The following is an 18,888-nucleotide window of genomic DNA, read 5'->3' on the forward strand; positions in this document are numbered from 1 at the left end:
GCTCAGGATCATGCATCGACAGAGCGTCACAATCATGCCGGGACGGCAGGCCAACACACCCATATCCTGCACCAGGAAAGGGCTACGAAAAAGGTAACGAGCGTCGTCGGCGACGGCGAGCTTCATTCAGAGGGGACACTCCAGCGCAACGAGGCCCCCGCCGTCGGGCACTAACGACCCCCCCCGCCCGCGAACCAAAACACGACGCTCGCTCAGCTATCGCGGCAAAACACGGAACGCTCGCTCAGCTCTAGTGAGCGCGAGCGTCTGGGTGCCACGCCGAACGCGATTCAAAGGTGACATCTTGGCGTTTTCGCAGGCCCAAAGAGTCGAGACCTCACTTCTCGGGGCCAGCCCCGATTTCCCATCTGCGCGCCCCGGCAGCCACTCATTCGTAGCGAAAACTAAAGGCAAATTCTTTCAAGTGGTCCTGACGGGAACCCGTCCGTCGCTCTGAAAACGCTGGCCGGTAACCCACCATCACAAGGAGGAACCTAATGCCACAGAGATCACGTCTCATGACACCAAGCACATTTGCAGGCAGGGCCCTCGCTCACCTCTAGTGATCGAGCGTCCTCGGGAAACGCCCCAAAGGTGAGCGAGCGTCGGGCGGGAGCTAGCCGGCCGAGTGATCGGGGGTCACCGCGTCGGGGGTGACCGTGCCGGCGTCGCCGTCGACCGTGATCAGTTGGCCACTCTTGAGCCGCTGGGTGGCAACCCCGGTGCCGAGCACGGCGGGAATTCCGTATTCGCGGGCCACGATGGAGCTGTGGCTCAACGGACCGCCGACGTCGGTGACCACGGCGGACGCCATCGCGAACAGCGAGGTCCACGCGGGAGTGGTGATCCGGGCCACCAGCACCTCTCCGGGCGCCATCTGCGCGAAGTCCTGCGGCCCGCTCAGGACACGGGCAGGAGCACTGACGCGGCCCGCGCTGGCGCCGACTCCCTTGATGACGTCGCCCTGCTGGTCCTCGGAACCCGCTGGCATCATCGATTCGAAGGTTCGCTTCATCCACCGGCTTTCGGGCAACATTTGAGGAGCCGCGGCTTTGACCTGGCCTCGCCACAGCATCTTGCGCTCCTCGACGACGTCAGCGCGGACAGGACGCTCGGTCCCGGTGATTGCCACCGGCGCAGGGGCGCCCGGCGCTTCGGGAGCGTCCGGCTCGCCGAGACCGAACTCGACGGCGCTCTGCAGCTCCTGATGGCGCAACCAGAATACGTCGGCGGGCGCGGCGATCACCCCCGAGTGCACCAGCCGCGGCCCGAGTTCCAGCAGCATCCGCCGTATCAGCGGCCAGGCCAGTCCGACGTCGGACAGGGCGTCTTCGCGAACAGGCGCCGCGTTCTGCGCCCACCGGAGCAGCCGGAGGAACACCGCCTTGCGCCTCCGCCCGAGACGGGTGGTCACTCGATCTGTCTGCTCCTTCCGCCGAGCGGCCGCGAGCCGCTGTCGCTCGTACGGATCATTGCCCTGTCCTCGCAGGTAGAACTTCACCTGTTCCAGCTGCGCCGTTGGATCGTCGGCTGGCACAGGGCAGACGAAATCCAGGTTATAGACCGCGTGGCCGAAACGGTCGAGGTGGTCCTGGAACCGGGAATGCCATTGCTGCCAAAGCGCCGGGTCCACGAAGCCAGGCGTGGACCCGTTGCGCTGGGACTCGGCGAGCGCCGGCGTCGGCTCATTGAGGATCGCAGCAGCCAACTCCGGTAATGCGCGGACCCAGACGGCGAGGTCGTACAAGGACTTCTCCGCCCGGATGGGTTCGCTGTCGAAGCCGAGGAGGAACGTTTCGGCCGGAGGATCGCCCGCGCGTCGGATGAGTTTGTCGTAATAGGCACGGAAAGAGATTTCGCTGGTGGCCGCGATCGGAATGACCGACTGCACCGCCGTGTAGTACACGGTGCCGGCGTCCAACAACGTCCGGACGCCCTCCAACAATTCCTCGCCGGAGAGCCTCGAAACGGACCTCGTCGACCAGCCCTGGACAATCCGCGCGTAACGGGGATGGGAGAATTCCCGCCAACCACTCAGGCCCATGTGCGCCTTGCCCCGGGCCAGCGCGTTGAGGGCCGTTGGTAATTTGCCCATCACCCGCCACATTCCCGAGGTTCGGTAATAGTAGTAGGCATAGCCGTTGATGGTGGGTAGTCCGACGTCGCTCTCCCGGATGACTTTGCTGCCGACGGCTTCTGCCATGAGGGCCTTAAGCGACCTCGTCACCGAGCCGTCAATGAGATCGGCGAACAGCGGGGAGAGCGGGTCCGGCAACTGTTCCACGATGCTCGCGCGGAAGTACATTCCCTTCGGATAGGGCACCGGCCACGTCTCCGGTGGGTCAGCCGAGGGTTCGGGCAGTGCGGTGATGGGCCGGGATTGCAGCATGAAGAATTCGCGACCGGACCGCGCCCACTCGATGTCCTGCGGCGCCTTGAAGTACTGCGAAATACGCGTTCCGTAACTGGCAAGTTCGGCGGCGGCAGCGTCGTCCAGCACCGGCTGGTGCCGAAGCGCTGCGGGCACCGGCTGCTCCACGGTTCCCCCGGGCACGGTCCCCTGGCTCGCGTAGACCGTCATGACTTCCTTGTCGGCGGTGCGGCGCGAGAGCACGCGGCCGGTTCCAGCTTCGACAACCAGGTCATCCGTGGTGACGGTTCCGCTGACCACCGAGTCCCCGAGGCCCCAAGCCGCACTGATCACCGTCTGGTCGCGGCGCCCGTTGGCCGGATTGGCGGTGAACATGACCCCGGCGGCCTCGACCATCCGTTGGATCACGACGGCGAGACGCACCGAATCCGGGGCGATGCCTTCGCGCGCGCGGTAGGCCAAGGCGCGCCCCGTCCACAAGGAAGACCAGCAATCGATGACGGCCGCTGCCAGCGCTTCCGCCCCGCGGACATTAAGGTAGCTCTCCTGTTGCCCGGCGAAGCTGGCCGAGGCCAGGTCTTCGGCCGTCGCGGAGGAACGGACCGCGACGGCGGCATCGCTGAGGCGACCGTAGGCGGCACCGAGCTCGGCCGCGACGTCTGCCGGCATGGTGCCGGCGGTGAAAAGCGCCCGGATTGCCTTCGAGGCGTCCTCGTAGTCCTGCGGTGCCGCCTGCGGCGGGAGGGTCGCCAGCTCCTGGATGCGCGGCTGGATCCCGTTGGCATCCACGAAAGCCCCATAGGCGGCAGTGACCAGCACAAATCCTGGTGGAACAGGCAGCCCGGCCCGGACAAGGTTGCCCAGTCCAGCGCCTTTGCCGCCGGCTACGGCGATGTCGCCCGGTTGCACTTCGTCGAAGGTGTAGACGTAGCTCATGACCGTCGCTCCTCGCTGTGGAGATGCGGTGCCTTCATCGAGGCCGTTTCACAACATACTGTCACGCCACCGCTCGGGAGGCGATGGTTGCGGCTAGGCGTGGGAGGCGCCCTTGGTGGCAGATTCCTTCAGCGCGTACGAGAGAAAATCGTGCATGGCGGTTTTGAGGGTGCCGATGTTGCCGCGAAGGGTCCGCGCATTACGTGCTGCCACTGGCATGTCACCGTCAAGGATGTTTTGTTCAAGGCCGTTGCAGGTTTCCGCCATCGAGCGTGCACCGACCATGTGGGCATTGACCTTGAGGCTGAGGACGGCGTCCATGGCCTCCTCAGCATCACTGCTAACGATGGCGGAGAGGATGCGTTCCACGCGCTTCTGGAGTAATTCCAGGAAGGTCAGCGCGTATCTCCTGGGAATGGTGGTGCATTGCAGCTGGTCTGCGAGGTCGAGCAGGGGGTCGGGGTGGAAGACCTCCCACCGTGGTGTGGCTGCCATGGTCTGGTCCTGTTCGAAGTTCGTGTCCAGTTGACGTGGTGGCGGGTATTCGGGGGGGTCAACTCCCGTTGCTCTTCGCGGTCCGGACCTGGGTGCGGTCCACGTTGGTGCTGATGGTGAGGGCCGGGGAGAAGTTGTTGGGGGTCACATTTCCGTTCGTGCTGACCCTGGCCCGGAGCCGGAGGCCTGTTCCGGGGGTTGCCGGGGCGGGGCCGGGGGTGGTTGCGGAGCTGGAGCCGAATTGTGTTGCCAGGACCTGCGCCACTGTTCCGCCCGGGCAGGTTCCGCTGGTTTCGTTCCATGTGGTGCTACAGGATTCAACAATGAACTGCACGCTGGTCTGGGCCACGGTGCTGGTGATGTAGTTTGCCGCCGTGATGGGCAGGTTGCCTGTGTTCCCGACCGTGAAGTACTGGAGAGTGAACGACGGGCTCGAGGGGTTGCCATAGTTCTGAAACGTGAGTGTCAGCAGGACGGAGCTGGGAGCGTAGGGCGCGGTGCTCTGCGTTGCAACGGCTCCCCAAGTGCCGCTGCCCACGGCCTGCTGCACCGCGGTGGAGGTGGTGGCGATGGCGGCGGCTTGGGCTGGTGTGGACGTGCACGCCAGCAGGACCGCGGCCGCGATGGCGGCTACGGCCCTGCTGGGGTAGTGGTGCACGTTCACTCGTTCTTAGCTTCCGACGACCGTGGAGGTGCGCTGGTTTTCGCCGAAGGTCCAGGTCAGCGCCGAGGCCAGGCCTTGGATGGGGCTGGCGGGAAGGACGCCGTTGACCGTGGTTTCGTTCTGGTCCGGCAGGGTCAAGGAGATCTGGAGGTTCAGGGTGGAACCTGCTGCGACCGTGCCGGCGATCAACGTCGAGGGCGTCGCTGTGAGGGAGCTCAGGGGCACGCCCGTCGCCAGGACGGTGGTGGTGGCCCCCGTTCCGGTGCAAGCGCCGGCGCCGGTGGTGGTCCAGGTGCCGGAGCAGTCGGTGACGGTGACGTGGAGTCCCTTGGTGGCGTCAGTGGTGAGCTTGCTCGGGGTGCCGTCTGCTACCGCCAGGGTCAGGGCCTTGGCATCCATGGTGTCGCCCTGGGTGAGGTTGACGTAGCGGTTCACGATGTCGCCGGGAGCGAGGTTGGAGACCGACTGGCCGAACCCGGCTCCGTTGTTAGCCATGGTCAGGCTCAGGGTGCCGGAGGTGGCGTTCTGGGCGGTGGTGTTGGAGGCGGTGGCGTTCAAGGCAGCGAACACGCCGCCGCCGGTGATGGCCAGGCCGGCAGCTGCCACGGCGCAGGCGGCGAACAGGGCGGGGCGGCGGGTGGAGCGGGCGGCGCGGTGGGCTTTGATTTCAGACATGGCAGATCCTTTACGGGAGGGTGGTGCGTGATGGGTTCTTAGAGAGCGTGGACCGCGCGACGGCGGCCGGAGTGGCCCGATGTGCGGCGTGCCGATGAGGCAGGGGCGCTTCGGAGGATCCACCAGACAGCGGATCCGGTGACCGTCAGGCCAAACAAAGCCGTCAGGAGGGCCCTTTGGAGCGGACTTTCGATCCACAGCAGGACGTTTCCAACCGAGGGAACGACGGCGACGACCACCGGCACCTTGGTCTGGTCCAGTACAGCCTGCCAATGGTCAGGGGCCGGGTTGGCATCGCCCTTGGTGGTGAGGATCGGCCTCGACGGGGTGCCGGCAATAGCGGTGATGCGGTGGGCGAACGGGACGCTTTCACCGGGCGGCGTAAAGACGGCGATCTGGCCCGGACGGAGGCTGCTCACATCGGTTGGAACCGTGATGAGCAGGTCCCCGGGAGCGTAAGCCGGACGCATGCTGCCAGTCAGGACCGGGGAGAATCCGATGTGCAGCAGCGGGGCCGCGACGCCGACCGCGAGGAAGGCCAGAGTCGCGAGCGTCGCGGCCGTCATCGCGATCATCCTGAGCACCTGGCGTGCGGAGATGCGTTGGCGGGTCCTCGCCCCCAGGCGGGGACCCGTGCCAGAGCTGATAGAGCTGTCCATGGGGACGTTTCCGTTTCGTTTGAGACCGTGTAGCGGAACAAGATCCACTTTGCTGGCCTCGCATCAAGACGGCTCAAATATTCCAATAAGGTTTGTTGAGGAATTTTCTTCAGGATTTAGCCGAATATTGAGCAAAACTTTAGGAGATCCAAGGCTAGAGCTGGCAGCGGTGGTTAGCCGCCAAAACAGGGCTTCTAGTCCTTCACCACCACCTTGCCGATCATTCCCATGTAATCGTGCAGGCCGCAGGCCGTGGACGGTTCCCACGTTGGCCCTGACGCCGGAGTTGTAATAGGAATGCCCGTCGTAGGACGTGCCGCCTTGGCCCAGCAAATACAGCGGGTTGGAAGGATCAAATGGCTGCGCGGATTTTCCGCCGTCCGCGACAGCCGTGCTGCTGAGCGACACCCGTAATTCCAAGGCGAGGAGAAAAATCAGCAGCGTCGGCTGCTGCCCATCCCCCGAATATGGTGCGGCGCCGCGACATTGGGGCCATGCACAATCTCCCATGCCCGCAGGGAGAGCGTCCGGTTCCGCGGGCAAAGCGCCCCCATAACGGAACGAAAGGACACGGCAAAGCCGCTCCAGGTGAAGGCGAGTGATCCATGTCCCTGCGTGCTCCCACCACGTTATTTTGTCGAGACATCGAATCCGGCCACAGGCGACGCTCCTCGCAGTCCCTCCCCAGGCCAGGCGGCGGTCCACGACGTGAGAATTGTATTCCCGTAGATTGAGAATCGGCCCTTGGCCGCGTCGCCTGGCAATGAGTCCAGCCGGCATCCTCTTCCATGGGAGTTCTCAGGTGTGTCCAGCGGGCCACTCCGCAGACAAGCACCAGACATGCGGCAAGCCCGTCAGTGCAGACGGCGCTCCCAGCCGGCCGGCACCCGCCCCGCCGGGCCAGGGACGGGCTGGCTGAGCGGGTGGTGGTTGGGCGGGGCCAGCATCGGGCCTTCGTAGTATTCTTCGGTGGCATAGTTCCAAAACCACTCTTCGCCCGGTTCGAAGGACTGGACAAACAGGTGACCGGTGGCAGCAGCGTGCGCGCTGGCATGTTGGGAGGGCGAGGAGTCACAGCAGCCGATGTGTCCGCACTGGGCGCAACGGCGCAGGTGGAACCACCACCCGCCCTGCTCCTCGCAGTCGGCGCAGCCCGTGCCGCTCGGCACCACGGCAGGATCGATCCCTGGCGGATAGCTCATCTGAGTGCCTCCTCTTCGCGAACGTCCCCCGGTGAGGACGCGTCCTTCGCATGATAGATGAATACGTGATCCGGGTTGCGGCCTCGCGGAAGTCTTGAAGATCCCGGGCCCCGATGGGAAACTGACCGTCGGGCTTCCCAGCGACCCGGCGGAGGCGAAATGAACACAGCAGATTCAGGGGCGTGGCCATATCTGCCCATCGCCCAGTGGAAAGACACGCGGGACACCCTGCAATTATTCACCCAGATTGTCGGAAAAGTGAGCCTGGCCAACGCACCACTGGTCAACCATTGGTGGAACTGTGCACTCCGTGTGACAGCCCGTGGACTCTCCACCACGCTGATGCCCCACCACGGGGGCCAAAGGTTCCAGATCGACTTCGACTTTCAAGCGCACCGCCTTGAGATTGTGAGCACGTCCGGCGCAGTGCGGTCATTCGGTCTGACGGCCCTCTCCGTTGCGGATTTCTACACCAGCTTGCTGCGCTGCTTGGACGAACTGGGACTGGCCACGGAATTCTGGCCCGTTCCGGTGGAGATCGCCGATGCGGTTCCCTTCGCCGAAGACCGGACGCATGCCAGCTATAACGCCGGGGAGGTGCGCCGTTTCTGGCTCACCCTGATCGAGGCCGACCGTGTTTTCACGATGTTCCGAGGACGTTTCCTGGGCAAGGCCAGCCCGGTTCACCTGTTCTGGGGAGCGCTGGATCTGGCAGTGAGCCGCTTCTCCGGACAGCCCGCTCCGCCGCACCCCGGCGGTGCGCCGAATTGCGGACCACGCGTGATGCTCGAGGCGTACTCCCATGAGGTGTGCAGCGCCGGCTACTGGCCCGGAGGCGATCCCGAGGGCATCTTTTATTCGTACATTTACCCCGAGCCGGAGGGATACCGGGAGTTTCCGATCAGGCCCGCCGGCGCCTATTTCAGCGCGGAACTGGGCGAATTCGTGATGCCTTACGCGCTGGTGCGGACCGCAGCGGATCCCGACTCGGTCCTCCTGGAGTTCCTGCAGAGCACCTACGAGGCCGCCGCGAGCTGCGCACACTGGAACCGCCGAGCGCTTGAACGCCTGGACTGACATCGAACGCGAATGCTGCGGGTGTCTACGACCGGTTTTTGTGGCCAAAATGAGGCCGACCAGGAAGGGGTATTTAACCCAGCTGAGTGGTAACTTCCGATCATGGACCGACGACGGCGGCTGTGGCTAGCGGCAGGGCTCGCAGTTCTGCTTGCGGTCATTGTAGTCATTGCTGCGATCGTCGCCGGGTCCGGGTCCTCGCCCTCCAGCAACCCCGCGAGCGCCTCCGCGGGCAGCAAGTCCTCCACCCCGACCCACACCCCGCCGGTTGCGGCGGCGCCGGCCCCGCCGACCATCCCGGAGCTTCCCGCAAACGAGATGAACATCCTGGTGATCGGCAGCGACAGCCGCGCAAACGCGAAAGAGCAGAACAACCAGACCGTGACAAGCGGACAACCGTCGGACCAACGCTCTGATTGCCTGATGCTGATCCACGTTCCCGCAGACAGGAAAAAGATCTACGGCATCTCGATCATGCGCGACAACTGGGTCAACATCCCCGGCTTCGGCGCATCAAAAGTCAACGCTGCCCTCGGCCTGGGCGGCATTCCCTTGGTGGTCAAAACCGTTGAATCGCTGCTCGGCACGCACGTGGACCATACGGTCATGCTCGACTTCAACGGCTTCAAGACCCTCACGGATGGCCTCGGCGAAATCGACGTCAATGTCACACTGCCCTTCACTGCCAGCTTTGAAACCCATCACGTCTTCGTCGCCGGAGTGAACCATTTGGACGGCCAAGCGGCCCTCGAGTTCGTCCGCGAGCGCTACTCGTTCGTGGATGGCGACTTCCAGCGCGTCCGCGACCAGCAAACGTTCCTCCGCGCCCTGCTGGTCAAGCTCTCTGGCGCCCTCCAGACTCCCGCGGGGGTTCTCAGCCTGGTCAACTTCGCGGTCAATGACCTCGTTGTGGACCAAGGGTTCGACCCGGCCAGCGTCGCCATGCTGGCCTACGCACTCCGCACCGTGGATCCCGGCGCCTCCGTCTTCTTCACCCTCCCGACCGCAGGGACCGGCACCTCGCCGGACGGGCAATCGATCGTGGTGCCGGACTACGCCGGGATCGGGCAAGTGGCCGCGGCGCTGCGGGACGGCACGCTGCCGCAATATGCGGCGGCGCACGGATACTAAAACAAAGGCGCACGGCTACCCCCGCAGCGAACGCTGGCACCGGCGTCGGGCAGGCTCTATATATTGAGAACATGACCCATACTCCCGGTTCCGCCCAGCCGTCCCATGCGAAGGGCCCCACTGCCCCTGTCGCGAAAAAGGTCCCCAGCACCCGTGAGCACCACGGTGATGTTTTCGTGGACAATTACGAATGGCTACGGGACAAGGAGTCCTCCGAGGTCATCGAGCATTTGAAGGCTGAAAACGCCTACCAAGAGGCCGTTACCGCGCACCAGGAACCGCTGCGGGAGGCCATCTTCCAGGAAATCAAGGGCCGTACCCAGGAGACGGACCTTTCGGTCCCCAGCCGCAAGGACCACTGGTGGTACTACACCCGCACCGTCGAGGGCAAGGAATACGGGATCCATTGCCGTGTCCGGGCTGCAAACTCGGGAGATGCGGTGGCGGACTGGACCCCGCCCGTGGTGGAACCCGGCGTCGAACTCCCCGGCGAAGAAGTCCTGCTGGACGGCAATACCGAGGCGGAAGGCAAGCCGTTCTTCTCCATTGGCGGCACTGCCGTGACGGTCGACGGCAACCTCTTTGCCTACGCTGTGGACAACTCCGGCGAGGAACGCTTCACCCTCCGCATCAAGGACCTGCGGACGGGCGAGCTGCTGCCCGACGTCATCGAGAACATCTTCTACGGCGTGGCCTTCTCCCCAGACGGCACCCGGATCTTCTACACCGTGGTGGACGACGCCTGGCGGCCTTACCAGGTGAAGTCGCACGTCCTGGGAACGCCCGTCAGCGAGGACCAGGTGATCTACCAGGAGGACGACGTCGCCATGTGGCTCGGCTTCGAGCTCTCCTCCGACCGGCGGTACCTCGTGCTAAGCATCGGCTGCTCGGAGTTCAGCGAGACGCGCCTGCTGCGCTTCGACGAGGTCGACGCCGGCCTGTCCACCGTGATTTCCCGCGACGAACACATTCTCTACGAGGCCGAGCCGTTCCTCCTCGAGGGCGCCGATGGACAAAAGACCGAGACCATCCTCCTGACGCACAACAAGGACGCCATCAACTCGATGGTTTCCATCGCGGATCCGGCCGAATTCGCCAAGCCGCTGGCCGAGCAGCGCTGGCGCACCGTCGTCGAGCATTCCGACGCCGTTCGCGTCAACGGTGCCGGCGTCACCTCGACGCATCTGGTGGTGGGGGTACGGCAGGACACGATCGAGCGCGTGCAGGTGCTGCCGCTCGCTGGATTGGGAACCTCGGCGCAGGGCCCGGCTATTGAGCCTGCCTTCGACGAGGAGCTGTACACGGCCGGGGTGGCGGGTTCCGACTACGAGGCCCCGGTGATCCGGATCGGCTACACGTCCTTCTTCACGCCGTCGCGGGTGTACGACTTTGTGCTGCCCACCGCCGCACTGCCGCAAGGCGAACTGCTGTTGCGGAAAGAAAGCCCGGTGCTGGGCGGGTACACCGCCTCGGACTACGTGGCCACGCGCGAATGGGCGACGGCGGCCGACGGCACCCGGGTGCCCTTGTCCGTGCTCCGGCACGTTTCCGTGAAGCAGGATTCAAGCGCTGCGGGCCTGGTGTATGGCTATGGCTCCTACGAGGTCAGCATGGATCCGGGTTTCGGAGTGGCGCGGCTGTCCCTCTTGGACCGCGGAATCGTCATGGTGATCGCCCACATCCGCGGCGGCGGCGAGCTCGGCCGGCGCTGGTATGACGACGGGAAGAAGCTCAACAAGAAAAACACCTTCACGGACTTCATCGCGGCAACGGACTGGCTTGCGTCCTCCGGTTGGGTGGCGCCGGGCCGGATCGCCGCCATGGGTGGCTCCGCGGGCGGCCTGCTCATGGGTGCCGTAGCGAACCTCGCACCGGAGAAATACGCGGCGATCGTGGCCGCGGTGCCGTTCGTCGACGCGCTGAACACCATCCTGGACCCGGATCTGCCGCTCTCGGCTCTTGAATGGGAGGAATGGGGCAACCCCATCACCGATCCCGAGGTGTACCACTACATGAAGTCCTACACCCCTTACGAGAACATCCGCGCCGCCGCATACCCCCGGATCGCCGCTGTCACGTCTTTCAACGACACACGCGTGCTTTACGTGGAGCCCGCCAAGTGGGTCCAGGTGCTCCGTTCGGAGACCACCGGGACAGCGCCGATCGTGATGAAGATCGAAATGGACGGTGGACACGGCGGAGCTTCGGGGCGCTACGTTCAGTGGCGCGAGCGTGCTTGGGACTACGCCTTCGTCGCGGATGCACTCGGCGCGGTCGAACTGCTGCCCGGTGCGGGGCTCAAGTAGCGTTCTCGATAGTAAGCTCTCCCACGGGAGCCGAATCGAACAGTAGGAGCGTAGTGGAGAGTCGCTTGACTATCGACGCCTCGGTGCCGAAGAGTGCCTTGGTGGCCGACCCCGATCCGATCCGCCGCGCGGAGACCAACGCGGCGCTCACCTCCGCGGGGTTCGTGGTTCGTTCAGCGTCCGACGCCGGCTCGCTTGCAGCCGCGCTGGAGAGCGGGCCGAGCGACGTGCTGGTGGTGGACAACGGGCTCCGGGATCTTCTTCCCCGGAATGTTGCCCCTGTTCTGCTCATGCTGGACCCGGACGACGAGCTCGATGTTTCCGCCCTGGAAGCATGGACCATCGCGGATTTTGTGCACAGTGGCCAGCCCCCGGCCGTTCGGGCAAGCAGGGCACTGGTACTGATTGCCCGGGCCAGCGAAAGGACGCGCCGCCGCGCGGAAACCGAATCGCTGAGGGAAAGCCTGCGGAAGGTGTCCTCGGCGATCCGGTCAACCATCGATCCAGCGCAGATCGCCCGGCATCTGGTGGATGGAATCGGCGACGCCCTGGGCGCGGAACACGTCTGGTTCACCACGTTCCCGGACGCCCGCGTACCGCAGGTCTGTGCCGAATGGAACGCTCCTGGCCTGGCCCACGGAGTCCTGCCTGTCGAGCTCACCGACGAGGTGAGCAGGTTCGAAGTGGCGGCGCACCTGTGGGCCGAAGCCGAGGTTCAGCCGCTGCCTAGGCGGGCTCTGCCGGGGCAGCCCGATGGTGCAAGTGCGCCGGGTGGCGCCCATGCGCCGTCGGCCTCTGTTGTTGTGCCGGTAGGCGAGGGAGATCTTGTTCTGGGGGTCATCTGGATCGCCCGCCCGGACACCGCACAGAAATGGACACGGGCCGAAATCGGCCTGATCCAGCACGTATCGGGAAACCTGGCTTATGGCCTGATGCAAAGCCACCTGATAGGCGCACAACAGGAGGTCATGTACAAACTCCAGGAACTCGACCAGGCAAAGACCGACTTCCTGACCACGGTGAACCACGAACTCCGGACGCCCCTGACCTCAATCACGGCTTATCTGGACATGATCCGCAGCGGCGCCGGTGGAGCGATTCCCGCGGGCGTTGAGCGGATGGTGGACGTCATTTCGCGAAACGCCGAGCGCCTCCGCCGGCTCATCGAGGACATGCTCACCGTCTCGCACCAGAACAGCTCCGGTGAACTCCACTTGAGCCCCGTGAATGTGGGGACCATGCTCCGGCTCGTTGTCTCGGCCTTGCAGCCCCTCGCCGAGTCCCGTTCGCTGTCGCTCACCGTGGCGCACGCGCCAGGAACCGTGACGGTACGGGCCGATGAGGCCAAGCTGGAGCAGGTCTTTTCCAACATCATCAGCAACGCCATCAAATTCACCCCCGACGGCGGCCATGTCGCCGTCAGCAGCGAGATCACCCAGGACCCGGTTCCCAGTGTGGTGGTGCGTGTGGAGGACACCGGCGTCGGAATTCCCGAAAAGGAAATCGACCAAGTGTTTACGCGGTTCTTCCGCGCTTCGAACGCCTCTACGGCGGCTATCCCAGGGAGCGGCCTTGGCCTCGCGATAGTCCACGACATTGTGGAGCGCCATTCCGGCGCGCTGGATATCGAGTCCGGGCTCGGAGTGGGAACCACCGTCTCGGTCCGGCTCCCCCTCAATACCAAGAACTAGGGGCAAAAAACATCGCCCCGGGCGGTGGCCCGGGGCGATGCTGGAATTGCTTTGCGTCCACCCAAGTAGCTAGCAGTTGTTGTCGTTAAGAGGCGACTAAACGACAACAAGTGCGAGTTAGTTGGGCCACCAACCGATCTGTGCGTAGTTCACCGGGTCAGTCACAACAGGAACGGTGGTAACCGTCGTGGTTGTTGTGGTTGTCGTGACGTGGGAGGTCTTCGGCGCAGCGTTGGCAGGAGTGACAAATCCGCCAATAGCCAGCAGACCGGTCATGAGAAGGGTGGCTGCGAATTTTTTCATCCAGTGCTCCTTTGAGCTGTTAAAATCCGGAGGGTTACGCTCAAAGGGTACGGAGCCATGTTAAAGGTTCCCTTAAGATCCGCTCAGTTTTCCGAAGTCTTAGCTGCCAGACGGTACCCCACGCCACGAACAGTCTCCACCCAACGGGGCGACTGCGCCGAATCGCCGAGCTTCCGCCTCAGATTAGCGATGTGAACCTGGATAGCACGTTCTTCGGACTCACTGACATAGCCACCGGTTTCGTACTCCCTCGCATGGAGCCAGCGGGCCAAACCCGTGGTGCTCCGGACAACACGCCCGGCCTCCATGAGCGCTTGGAGGAGATCGAACTCGGTACGGGTCAATTGCACCTCTTCGGCACCCACCCGCGTAGTCCGCGTGGCCACGTCCAGGTAGAGGCCGTTGTGTTCCAGGCCCGTGTGCTCTTCGGCCGCTTGCCCGTTTGCCGGTTGCCCACTTGTTGGGGGCGGGGAAGCGACCGGAGCGCTCAGCGCCATGGTCCCCTCCGCTCGCGACAGCTCCGGTGTCGTGCTCCCCCCGGAAACTCCGCTCAATAACTTGCTGCCGCGCGGCCGGCGCAGGAGCGTCTCGACCCGGGCCAGGAGTTCGCGGGCCCGGAAGGGCTTGGTGATAAAGTCGTCCGCGCCAACGGCCAGACCTTGCAGCGTATCCACCTCGCGCGCACGGGCCGTCAGCATGACGATGTAGGCGTCGCTGAACTCGCGGACACGGCGGGTCACCTCGATCCCGTCAATGTCCGGCAGGCCCAGGTCCAGAGTTATGACGTCCGGATTATGGAGGCGGACCGCAGCCACGCCATCCACACCGTTCCCGGCCGCATAGACCTCCAAGCCCGAGGCTTCCAGGACAGCGTGAACCACCTCACGAATGTCATCGTCATCCTCGATTACTACGGCCACGCCAGATGCGCTCACTTGCCGCCCCCCGATCTCCCCTGCTCAGCCCACATTACCGCCGTCGGTGCCTGCTATTCTTGCGCATTTCGGGGTAAATCACGCATCGATGCTCTTTCGCCGCTTCCGTGCGCGCCATTCGGAGTCGAGTATGGCAAAGATCACTTGGGTGGACCACTGGCCTTTATAATGCCAGTTGTCCACCAGGACCGCTTCCCGACGCATGCCAAGCCGCTCGCACAAGCTTGACGACGAGGTGTTCAGGGCATCCAGCTTGGCGTCGATCCTGTGGAACATGAGCGTCTCAAAAGCCAGCCGGAGGACTGCCTCGGCCGCCTCCGACGCATAGCCATGACCCTGGCTTTCCGGTGCGAGGATCCAGCCGATCTCAGCCTGCCCGGTGCCCGGCAGCCATTTGAGCACCACTTCGCCCAGAAGCCCCGGCGAGTCGGCGCGCTCTATGGCCAGGCACACCCAGTCGCCCTCCTGCTCGAAGCTGAAATTGGCGTAGCGTCCCAGCGCTTCCATGGACTGCGTCAGGGTCAGCTCCCGCCGGAGGAGGAATCGCGCCGTTCCGGGAAGCGACTGGTAAGCATGGAATCGCTCCAGGTCGGTGGCCTCGAATCGGCGAAGCACGAGTCTCGGCGTCCGGAGGGGAAGTTCAATGAGGGGCATGCATCGATACTACGTGCAGGTTTTTTGGCTTGGCAGGAGCAACAAATCGGTTCCGCCGAGCGGCCGCCCCTTGACAGTTCATGGAAACTGGGATTACCTAATGAACATTCGGTAAATAAAGCTGGAGGCACTGACGCATGGTTGAGACCACCCTTTCTGGCGCAACGCAGCACCAGATCCTCAAGAACGACCCCGCCTCCGAGTGGATGGGCCTCGAGGTCCTCAAGATCGACGACGGCCACGCCACAGTCCGCATGACCCTCCGCCAAGAGATGCTCAACGGCTTCGGAATGGCCCACGGCGGAATGATCTTCGCCTTCGCGGATTCGGCATTCGCCCTCGCCTGCAACCCGGCCAACCCCTCGCCGTCGGAAGCTGACTCCATCACCGTCGCCGCCGGCGTCGACATCAACTTCCTCAAGCCGGCCTATCAAGGTCAAGTGATCACCGCCGTCGCAAACCGCCGCGCCGACAACGGACGCAGCGGCCTGTACGACATCCAGATCTTCGCTGCGGACCCGGGCGATCTTGCCAGCACCGGCTCGGGTGCCGCCCCCGACACCGGTGCGGGCACCCGCGTGCCCAAGGATCCGGACCGCTATGGCGAGCTCATCGCCGAGTTCCGTGGCCGCAGCCGCACCATCTCCAAGAAGTAGGAAGACCATGACACAGAACACCGTCGCCGCTCCCGACGCACCGCTTAACACCGCACAGCTAGATCGCGAAGAAACCATCTCCCGCGACGAGCTCGAGGCCCTGCAGCTCAGCCGCCTCCAGCACACCGTGGCCTACGCTTACGAGCGCGTGCCGCTCTACAAGCGCAAGTTCGACGACGCCGGCGTCCACCCGTCCGACCTCCGGGAACTTTCCGACCTCGGCAAGTTCCCGTACACCACCAAGGACGACCTCCGCGAGGAATACCCCTTCGGCATGTTCGCGGTGCCGCAGAACGAAGTGGCCCGCATCCACGCCAGCTCCGGCACCACCGGCCGGCCGACCGTCGTCGGGTACACCAAGAACGACCTCGCCAACTGGGCCTCCCTCGTGGCCCGCTCGCTCCGCGCCTCGGGAGTCCGCCCGGGTATGAAGGTCCACAACGCCTACGGATACGGCCTGTTCACCGGTGGCCTGGGTGCCCATGCTGGAGCCGAAGCCCTCGGCTGCACCGTCATTCCGATGTCCGGCGGCCAGACCGAACGCCAGATCCAGCTGATACAGGACTTCAAGCCCGACGCCATCCTCGCAACCCCCACCTACCTGCTGACGATCGCCGATGCGATGGCCCAGATGGGTGTCGACCCGGCGTCGACGTCGCTCAAATACGCTGTGCTCGGCGCCGAACCGTGGACCGAGGAAATGCGGCACGAGCTCGAAACCACCATGAACATCAAGGCCTGCGACATTTACGGGCTGTCAGAGGTCATGGGCCCGGGCGTCGCAGGCGAGGCCGTGGAGACACAAGACGGCTGCCACATCTGGGAGGACCATTTCCGGCCGGAGATCATCGACCCCTTCGATCCCTCCCGCGGGGTAAGTGCCGTGCTGCCCGACGGCGAGCCTGGCGAACTCGTCTTCACCTCGCTGACGAAGGAAGCCTTGCCGATCATCAGGTACCGCACCAAGGACCTCACGCGCCTCCTGCCCGGCACCGCCCGCCCGGCGCACCGACGCATGGGTCGCATCACCGGCCGCAGCGACGACATGATCATCCTGCGCGGCGTGAACCTCTTCCCCTCGCAAATCGAGGAAATCGCTCTGCGCATCCCCGAGCTCAGCCCGCACTTCCAGCTCGAACTCACCCGCCCCGAGGGCAAGCGCATGGATTCCCTGACCGTCAAGATCGAGCGCCGCGAGAACGTCTCATCGGAGGCTGGCACGACGGCGGCACACGCCTTGCGCGAGCAGATCAAGATCCACGTGGGTTCTTCGTGCGTGGTGGAGGTCGTCAACCCCGGATCGCTCGAGCGCTCCAACGGCAAGCTGCGCCGGGTCTACGACATGCGACCCAAGAGGTAACCTGCCAAAGCGGGTGCACTATTCAACCGACCGTTCATGGGAAAATGGCCAGCATGCCTAGTGAAACAGCAACCAAGCGGGGACGCCCCGGATACGACCAGCAATCTGTGCTGCTCATCGCCGTCGACGTCTTCAACCGCCACGGTTACGACGCCACATCCATGGGCATCCTGGCCGAAAACCTCGGGATCTCGAAGTCGGCCATCTACCACCACGTGCCGTCCAAGGGCGATCTCCTCAAGCTCGCCCTCGAGCACGCCTTGGGTGGGCTCGAGGGCATCCTGGAGCAGCCCGAGGCTGTTACCGGGGCAGCCGACGCACGCCTGGAGTTCGTGCTGCGGCAGACCATCGCCGTGTTGGTGGAGCGGCTCCCGTTCGTCACGCTGCTCCTGCGGCTCCGCGGCAACACGGACATCGAGCGCGATGCCTTGGAACGGCGTCGTACCTTCGACCACAAGGTGGCTGCGCTGATTTCGGCTGCCCGCGAAGAAGGCTCCCTCCGCCAGGACATCGATCCCCGCACCGTAACCCGGCTCCTGTTCGGTACGATCAACTCGATCGTGGAATGGTACAAACCGGGCGGATCACTCTCCCCGGAGCGCCTCGCCGACGACGTCATCACCATGGCGTTCGACGGCCTGCACGCCTCGGCGTAGCCCTCTCCAGCCTGCCCCTCCTCCCCCGACGCTCGCTCACCTATATGGCCAGATGACAGAACCCTCCCTCACTAAAAAGTGAAGGAGGGTTCTGCGTGGTTGATGCGTGTTCTTTTAGCGGATCAGAGCTGATATTCGGCCTGGGTGCCCAGGTTTTCATGGACGCACAGAACATTGTTTTCCGTGTCCATGAACCAAGCGCACTTTTCCGCGTCGGTTGTACAAATGTGGTGTTCGGTCTTGAGGTCCGGAAGGTCGTAGTCCCGGAATTCGACGCCGCTCGCCTCCATTTCCTCGACTGTCCGCTCGATGTCGCTGACTTCAAAGGAAAGGGCAGTGTGCGACGAGTGCATCCCGTCCTTGATGGGGATCAACTGCAGCATGGGACCGCCGTCGATGCCGAACAAATCATTTCCATCCCATGTCATGCCGCGATGCGGGAGACCGAGTTTCTCAGCGTAAAAGCTGCGAGCTCGAGCGACGTCATCGACTGGCAAGACGGTTGTGGCTGTTCTGAGAGCTAGGTTCATTTCGCCACCTCCTACGCAAAAAATCTTACGCCGGATGGGATTGGAAAGACCTTCTGAGCGCGCGTCAGCGTAGACCGTTGTCAGGGCGAGGACCTCGGCCTACTATGTGCACAGCCCCTCGCAGGGGAACAACTCCGGGACCTTCCCTCAATGGGTGATGGGAGCACCTTAGGAGGCCCGAGTCCTGGACATCACGGGACGGGAAGACAATGACCAAATATCTATTCGAAGCAAACTACGTAGGCGACGGAATCACGGGGCTGTTGCGCGAGGGCGGCACCAAGCGCCGCGATGCTGTGGTCGATGCACTCAAATCCGTAGACGGATCGCTCGAATGTTTCTACTACGCTTTCGGGGAGACCGACGTCGTCGGGGTCTTCGAAATCCCGGACGCGGCTAGCGCCGCCGCCCTCTCACTCATGATCAATGCGACGGGCGCAGTGCGCCTGCATTTGAAGCCGCTCATGACGGTTGAGGATCTCGACGAAGCTGCCAAGAAGACCCCGGCATACCGCGCCCCGGGGCAATAGAACCTCCCAGCACGGGGACGCTCCCTCACCAATGAACCAGTTCAAAAGTGAGGGAGC

19 protein-coding genes are annotated in these 18,888 nt (G+C 64.1%); 8 read left to right on the forward strand and 11 right to left on the reverse strand.

The window, feature by feature from the left end:
* Positions 1-616: 616 nt before the first annotated feature.
* From A3M3_RS0104325 to A3M3_RS0104350, 7 genes are all read right to left on the reverse strand, one after another.
* Positions 617-3,307: a PEP/pyruvate-binding domain-containing protein gene (locus tag A3M3_RS0104325; RefSeq protein WP_028265309.1), complete on the reverse strand. Its 2,691-nt coding sequence runs from the start codon at positions 3,305-3,307 to the stop codon at positions 617-619.
* 93 nt (positions 3,308-3,400) lie between these two features.
* Positions 3,401-3,802 carry an Hpt domain-containing protein gene (locus A3M3_RS23750; RefSeq protein ID WP_035741340.1) on the reverse strand — a complete coding sequence of 134 codons (402 nt, stop codon included), beginning with the start codon at positions 3,800-3,802 and terminating at the stop codon, positions 3,401-3,403.
* A 58-nt stretch (positions 3,803-3,860) separates the two neighbouring features.
* Positions 3,861-4,466 carry a hypothetical protein gene (locus tag A3M3_RS0104335; RefSeq protein WP_028265310.1) on the reverse strand — a complete coding sequence of 202 codons (606 nt, stop codon included), beginning with the start codon at positions 4,464-4,466 and terminating at the stop codon, positions 3,861-3,863.
* Positions 4,467-4,472: 6 nt separating this feature from the next.
* Entirely contained in the window at positions 4,473-5,141 is a 669-nt protein-coding gene (locus A3M3_RS26845; RefSeq protein ID WP_051422925.1) for a TasA family protein, read from the reverse strand.
* Positions 5,142-5,179: 38 nt separating this feature from the next.
* Positions 5,180-5,800, reverse strand: a complete 621-nt coding sequence (locus A3M3_RS0104345; RefSeq protein WP_028265311.1) for a signal peptidase I — start codon at positions 5,798-5,800, stop codon at positions 5,180-5,182.
* Positions 5,801-5,863: 63 nt separating this feature from the next.
* Entirely contained in the window at positions 5,864-6,310 is a 447-nt protein-coding gene (locus A3M3_RS27850; protein WP_155854283.1) for a hypothetical protein, read from the reverse strand.
* A gap of 344 nt (positions 6,311-6,654) precedes the next feature.
* Complete coding sequence (locus A3M3_RS0104350; protein ID WP_028265312.1) at positions 6,655-7,002, reverse strand: UBP-type zinc finger domain-containing protein; 348 nt, start codon at positions 7,000-7,002, stop codon at positions 6,655-6,657.
* Between the two features lie 159 nt (positions 7,003-7,161).
* Between A3M3_RS0104350 and A3M3_RS0104355 the strand changes: the two genes are divergently transcribed.
* The 4 genes from A3M3_RS0104355 to A3M3_RS0104370 all read left to right on the forward strand — a co-directional run bounded on the left by A3M3_RS0104355 (position 7,162) and on the right by A3M3_RS0104370 (position 13,207).
* Complete coding sequence (locus tag A3M3_RS0104355; protein ID WP_028265313.1) at positions 7,162-8,079, forward strand: DUF5996 family protein; 918 nt, start codon at positions 7,162-7,164, stop codon at positions 8,077-8,079.
* A gap of 102 nt (positions 8,080-8,181) precedes the next feature.
* Positions 8,182-9,210 (forward strand): LCP family protein, encoded by a 1,029-nt coding sequence (locus tag A3M3_RS23760; RefSeq protein WP_035741344.1) that lies wholly within the window; start codon positions 8,182-8,184, stop codon positions 9,208-9,210.
* A gap of 71 nt (positions 9,211-9,281) precedes the next feature.
* Positions 9,282-11,516 (forward strand): S9 family peptidase, encoded by a 2,235-nt coding sequence (locus A3M3_RS0104365; RefSeq protein WP_028265314.1) that lies wholly within the window; start codon positions 9,282-9,284, stop codon positions 11,514-11,516.
* A gap of 53 nt (positions 11,517-11,569) precedes the next feature.
* Positions 11,570-13,207 carry a hybrid sensor histidine kinase/response regulator gene (locus tag A3M3_RS0104370; protein WP_051422926.1) on the forward strand — a complete coding sequence of 546 codons (1,638 nt, stop codon included), beginning with the start codon at positions 11,570-11,572 and terminating at the stop codon, positions 13,205-13,207.
* A gap of 117 nt (positions 13,208-13,324) precedes the next feature.
* Here the strand turns inward: A3M3_RS0104370 and A3M3_RS0104375 are convergent, their stop codons facing one another.
* From A3M3_RS0104375 to A3M3_RS0104385, 3 genes are all read right to left on the reverse strand, one after another.
* Entirely contained in the window at positions 13,325-13,510 is a 186-nt protein-coding gene (locus A3M3_RS0104375; protein WP_028265316.1) for a hypothetical protein, read from the reverse strand.
* A gap of 83 nt (positions 13,511-13,593) precedes the next feature.
* Entirely contained in the window at positions 13,594-14,445 is an 852-nt protein-coding gene (locus tag A3M3_RS0104380; protein WP_028265317.1) for a response regulator transcription factor, read from the reverse strand.
* Between the two features lie 78 nt (positions 14,446-14,523).
* The gene (locus tag A3M3_RS0104385; protein WP_028265318.1) at positions 14,524-15,099 is read right to left on the reverse strand and encodes a GNAT family N-acetyltransferase; all 576 of its coding nucleotides are present in this window, start codon (positions 15,097-15,099) and stop codon (positions 14,524-14,526) included.
* Between the two features lie 137 nt (positions 15,100-15,236).
* Between A3M3_RS0104385 and A3M3_RS0104390 the strand changes: the two genes are divergently transcribed.
* From A3M3_RS0104390 to A3M3_RS0104400, 3 genes are read left to right on the forward strand one after another with little or no spacing between them, the layout of a single operon-like run.
* On the forward strand, positions 15,237-15,755 hold the full coding sequence (locus A3M3_RS0104390; RefSeq protein WP_028265319.1) for a hotdog fold thioesterase: 519 nt from the start codon (positions 15,237-15,239) through the stop codon (positions 15,753-15,755).
* 7 nt (positions 15,756-15,762) lie between these two features.
* Complete coding sequence (paaK, locus tag A3M3_RS0104395) at positions 15,763-17,115, forward strand: phenylacetate--CoA ligase PaaK (RefSeq protein WP_028265320.1); 1,353 nt, start codon at positions 15,763-15,765, stop codon at positions 17,113-17,115.
* A gap of 53 nt (positions 17,116-17,168) precedes the next feature.
* Positions 17,169-17,771, forward strand: a complete 603-nt coding sequence (locus tag A3M3_RS0104400; RefSeq protein ID WP_028265321.1) for a TetR/AcrR family transcriptional regulator — start codon at positions 17,169-17,171, stop codon at positions 17,769-17,771.
* A gap of 122 nt (positions 17,772-17,893) precedes the next feature.
* Here A3M3_RS0104400 and A3M3_RS0104405 read toward each other — a convergent pair whose 3' ends face one another.
* Complete coding sequence (locus A3M3_RS0104405; protein WP_028265322.1) at positions 17,894-18,301, reverse strand: VOC family protein; 408 nt, start codon at positions 18,299-18,301, stop codon at positions 17,894-17,896.
* 209 nt (positions 18,302-18,510) lie between these two features.
* On the opposite strand from A3M3_RS0104405, the gene A3M3_RS0104410 reads away from it, so the two are divergent.
* A complete protein-coding gene (locus A3M3_RS0104410; RefSeq protein ID WP_028265323.1) occupies positions 18,511-18,831 on the forward strand; it encodes a GYD domain-containing protein in 321 nt (106 codons plus the stop codon).
* Positions 18,832-18,888: the final 57 nt, after the last annotated feature.

Source organism: Arthrobacter sp. MA-N2, from assembly GCF_000517125.1.
GTDB lineage: Bacteria > Actinomycetota > Actinomycetes > Actinomycetales > Micrococcaceae > Arthrobacter > Arthrobacter methylotrophus.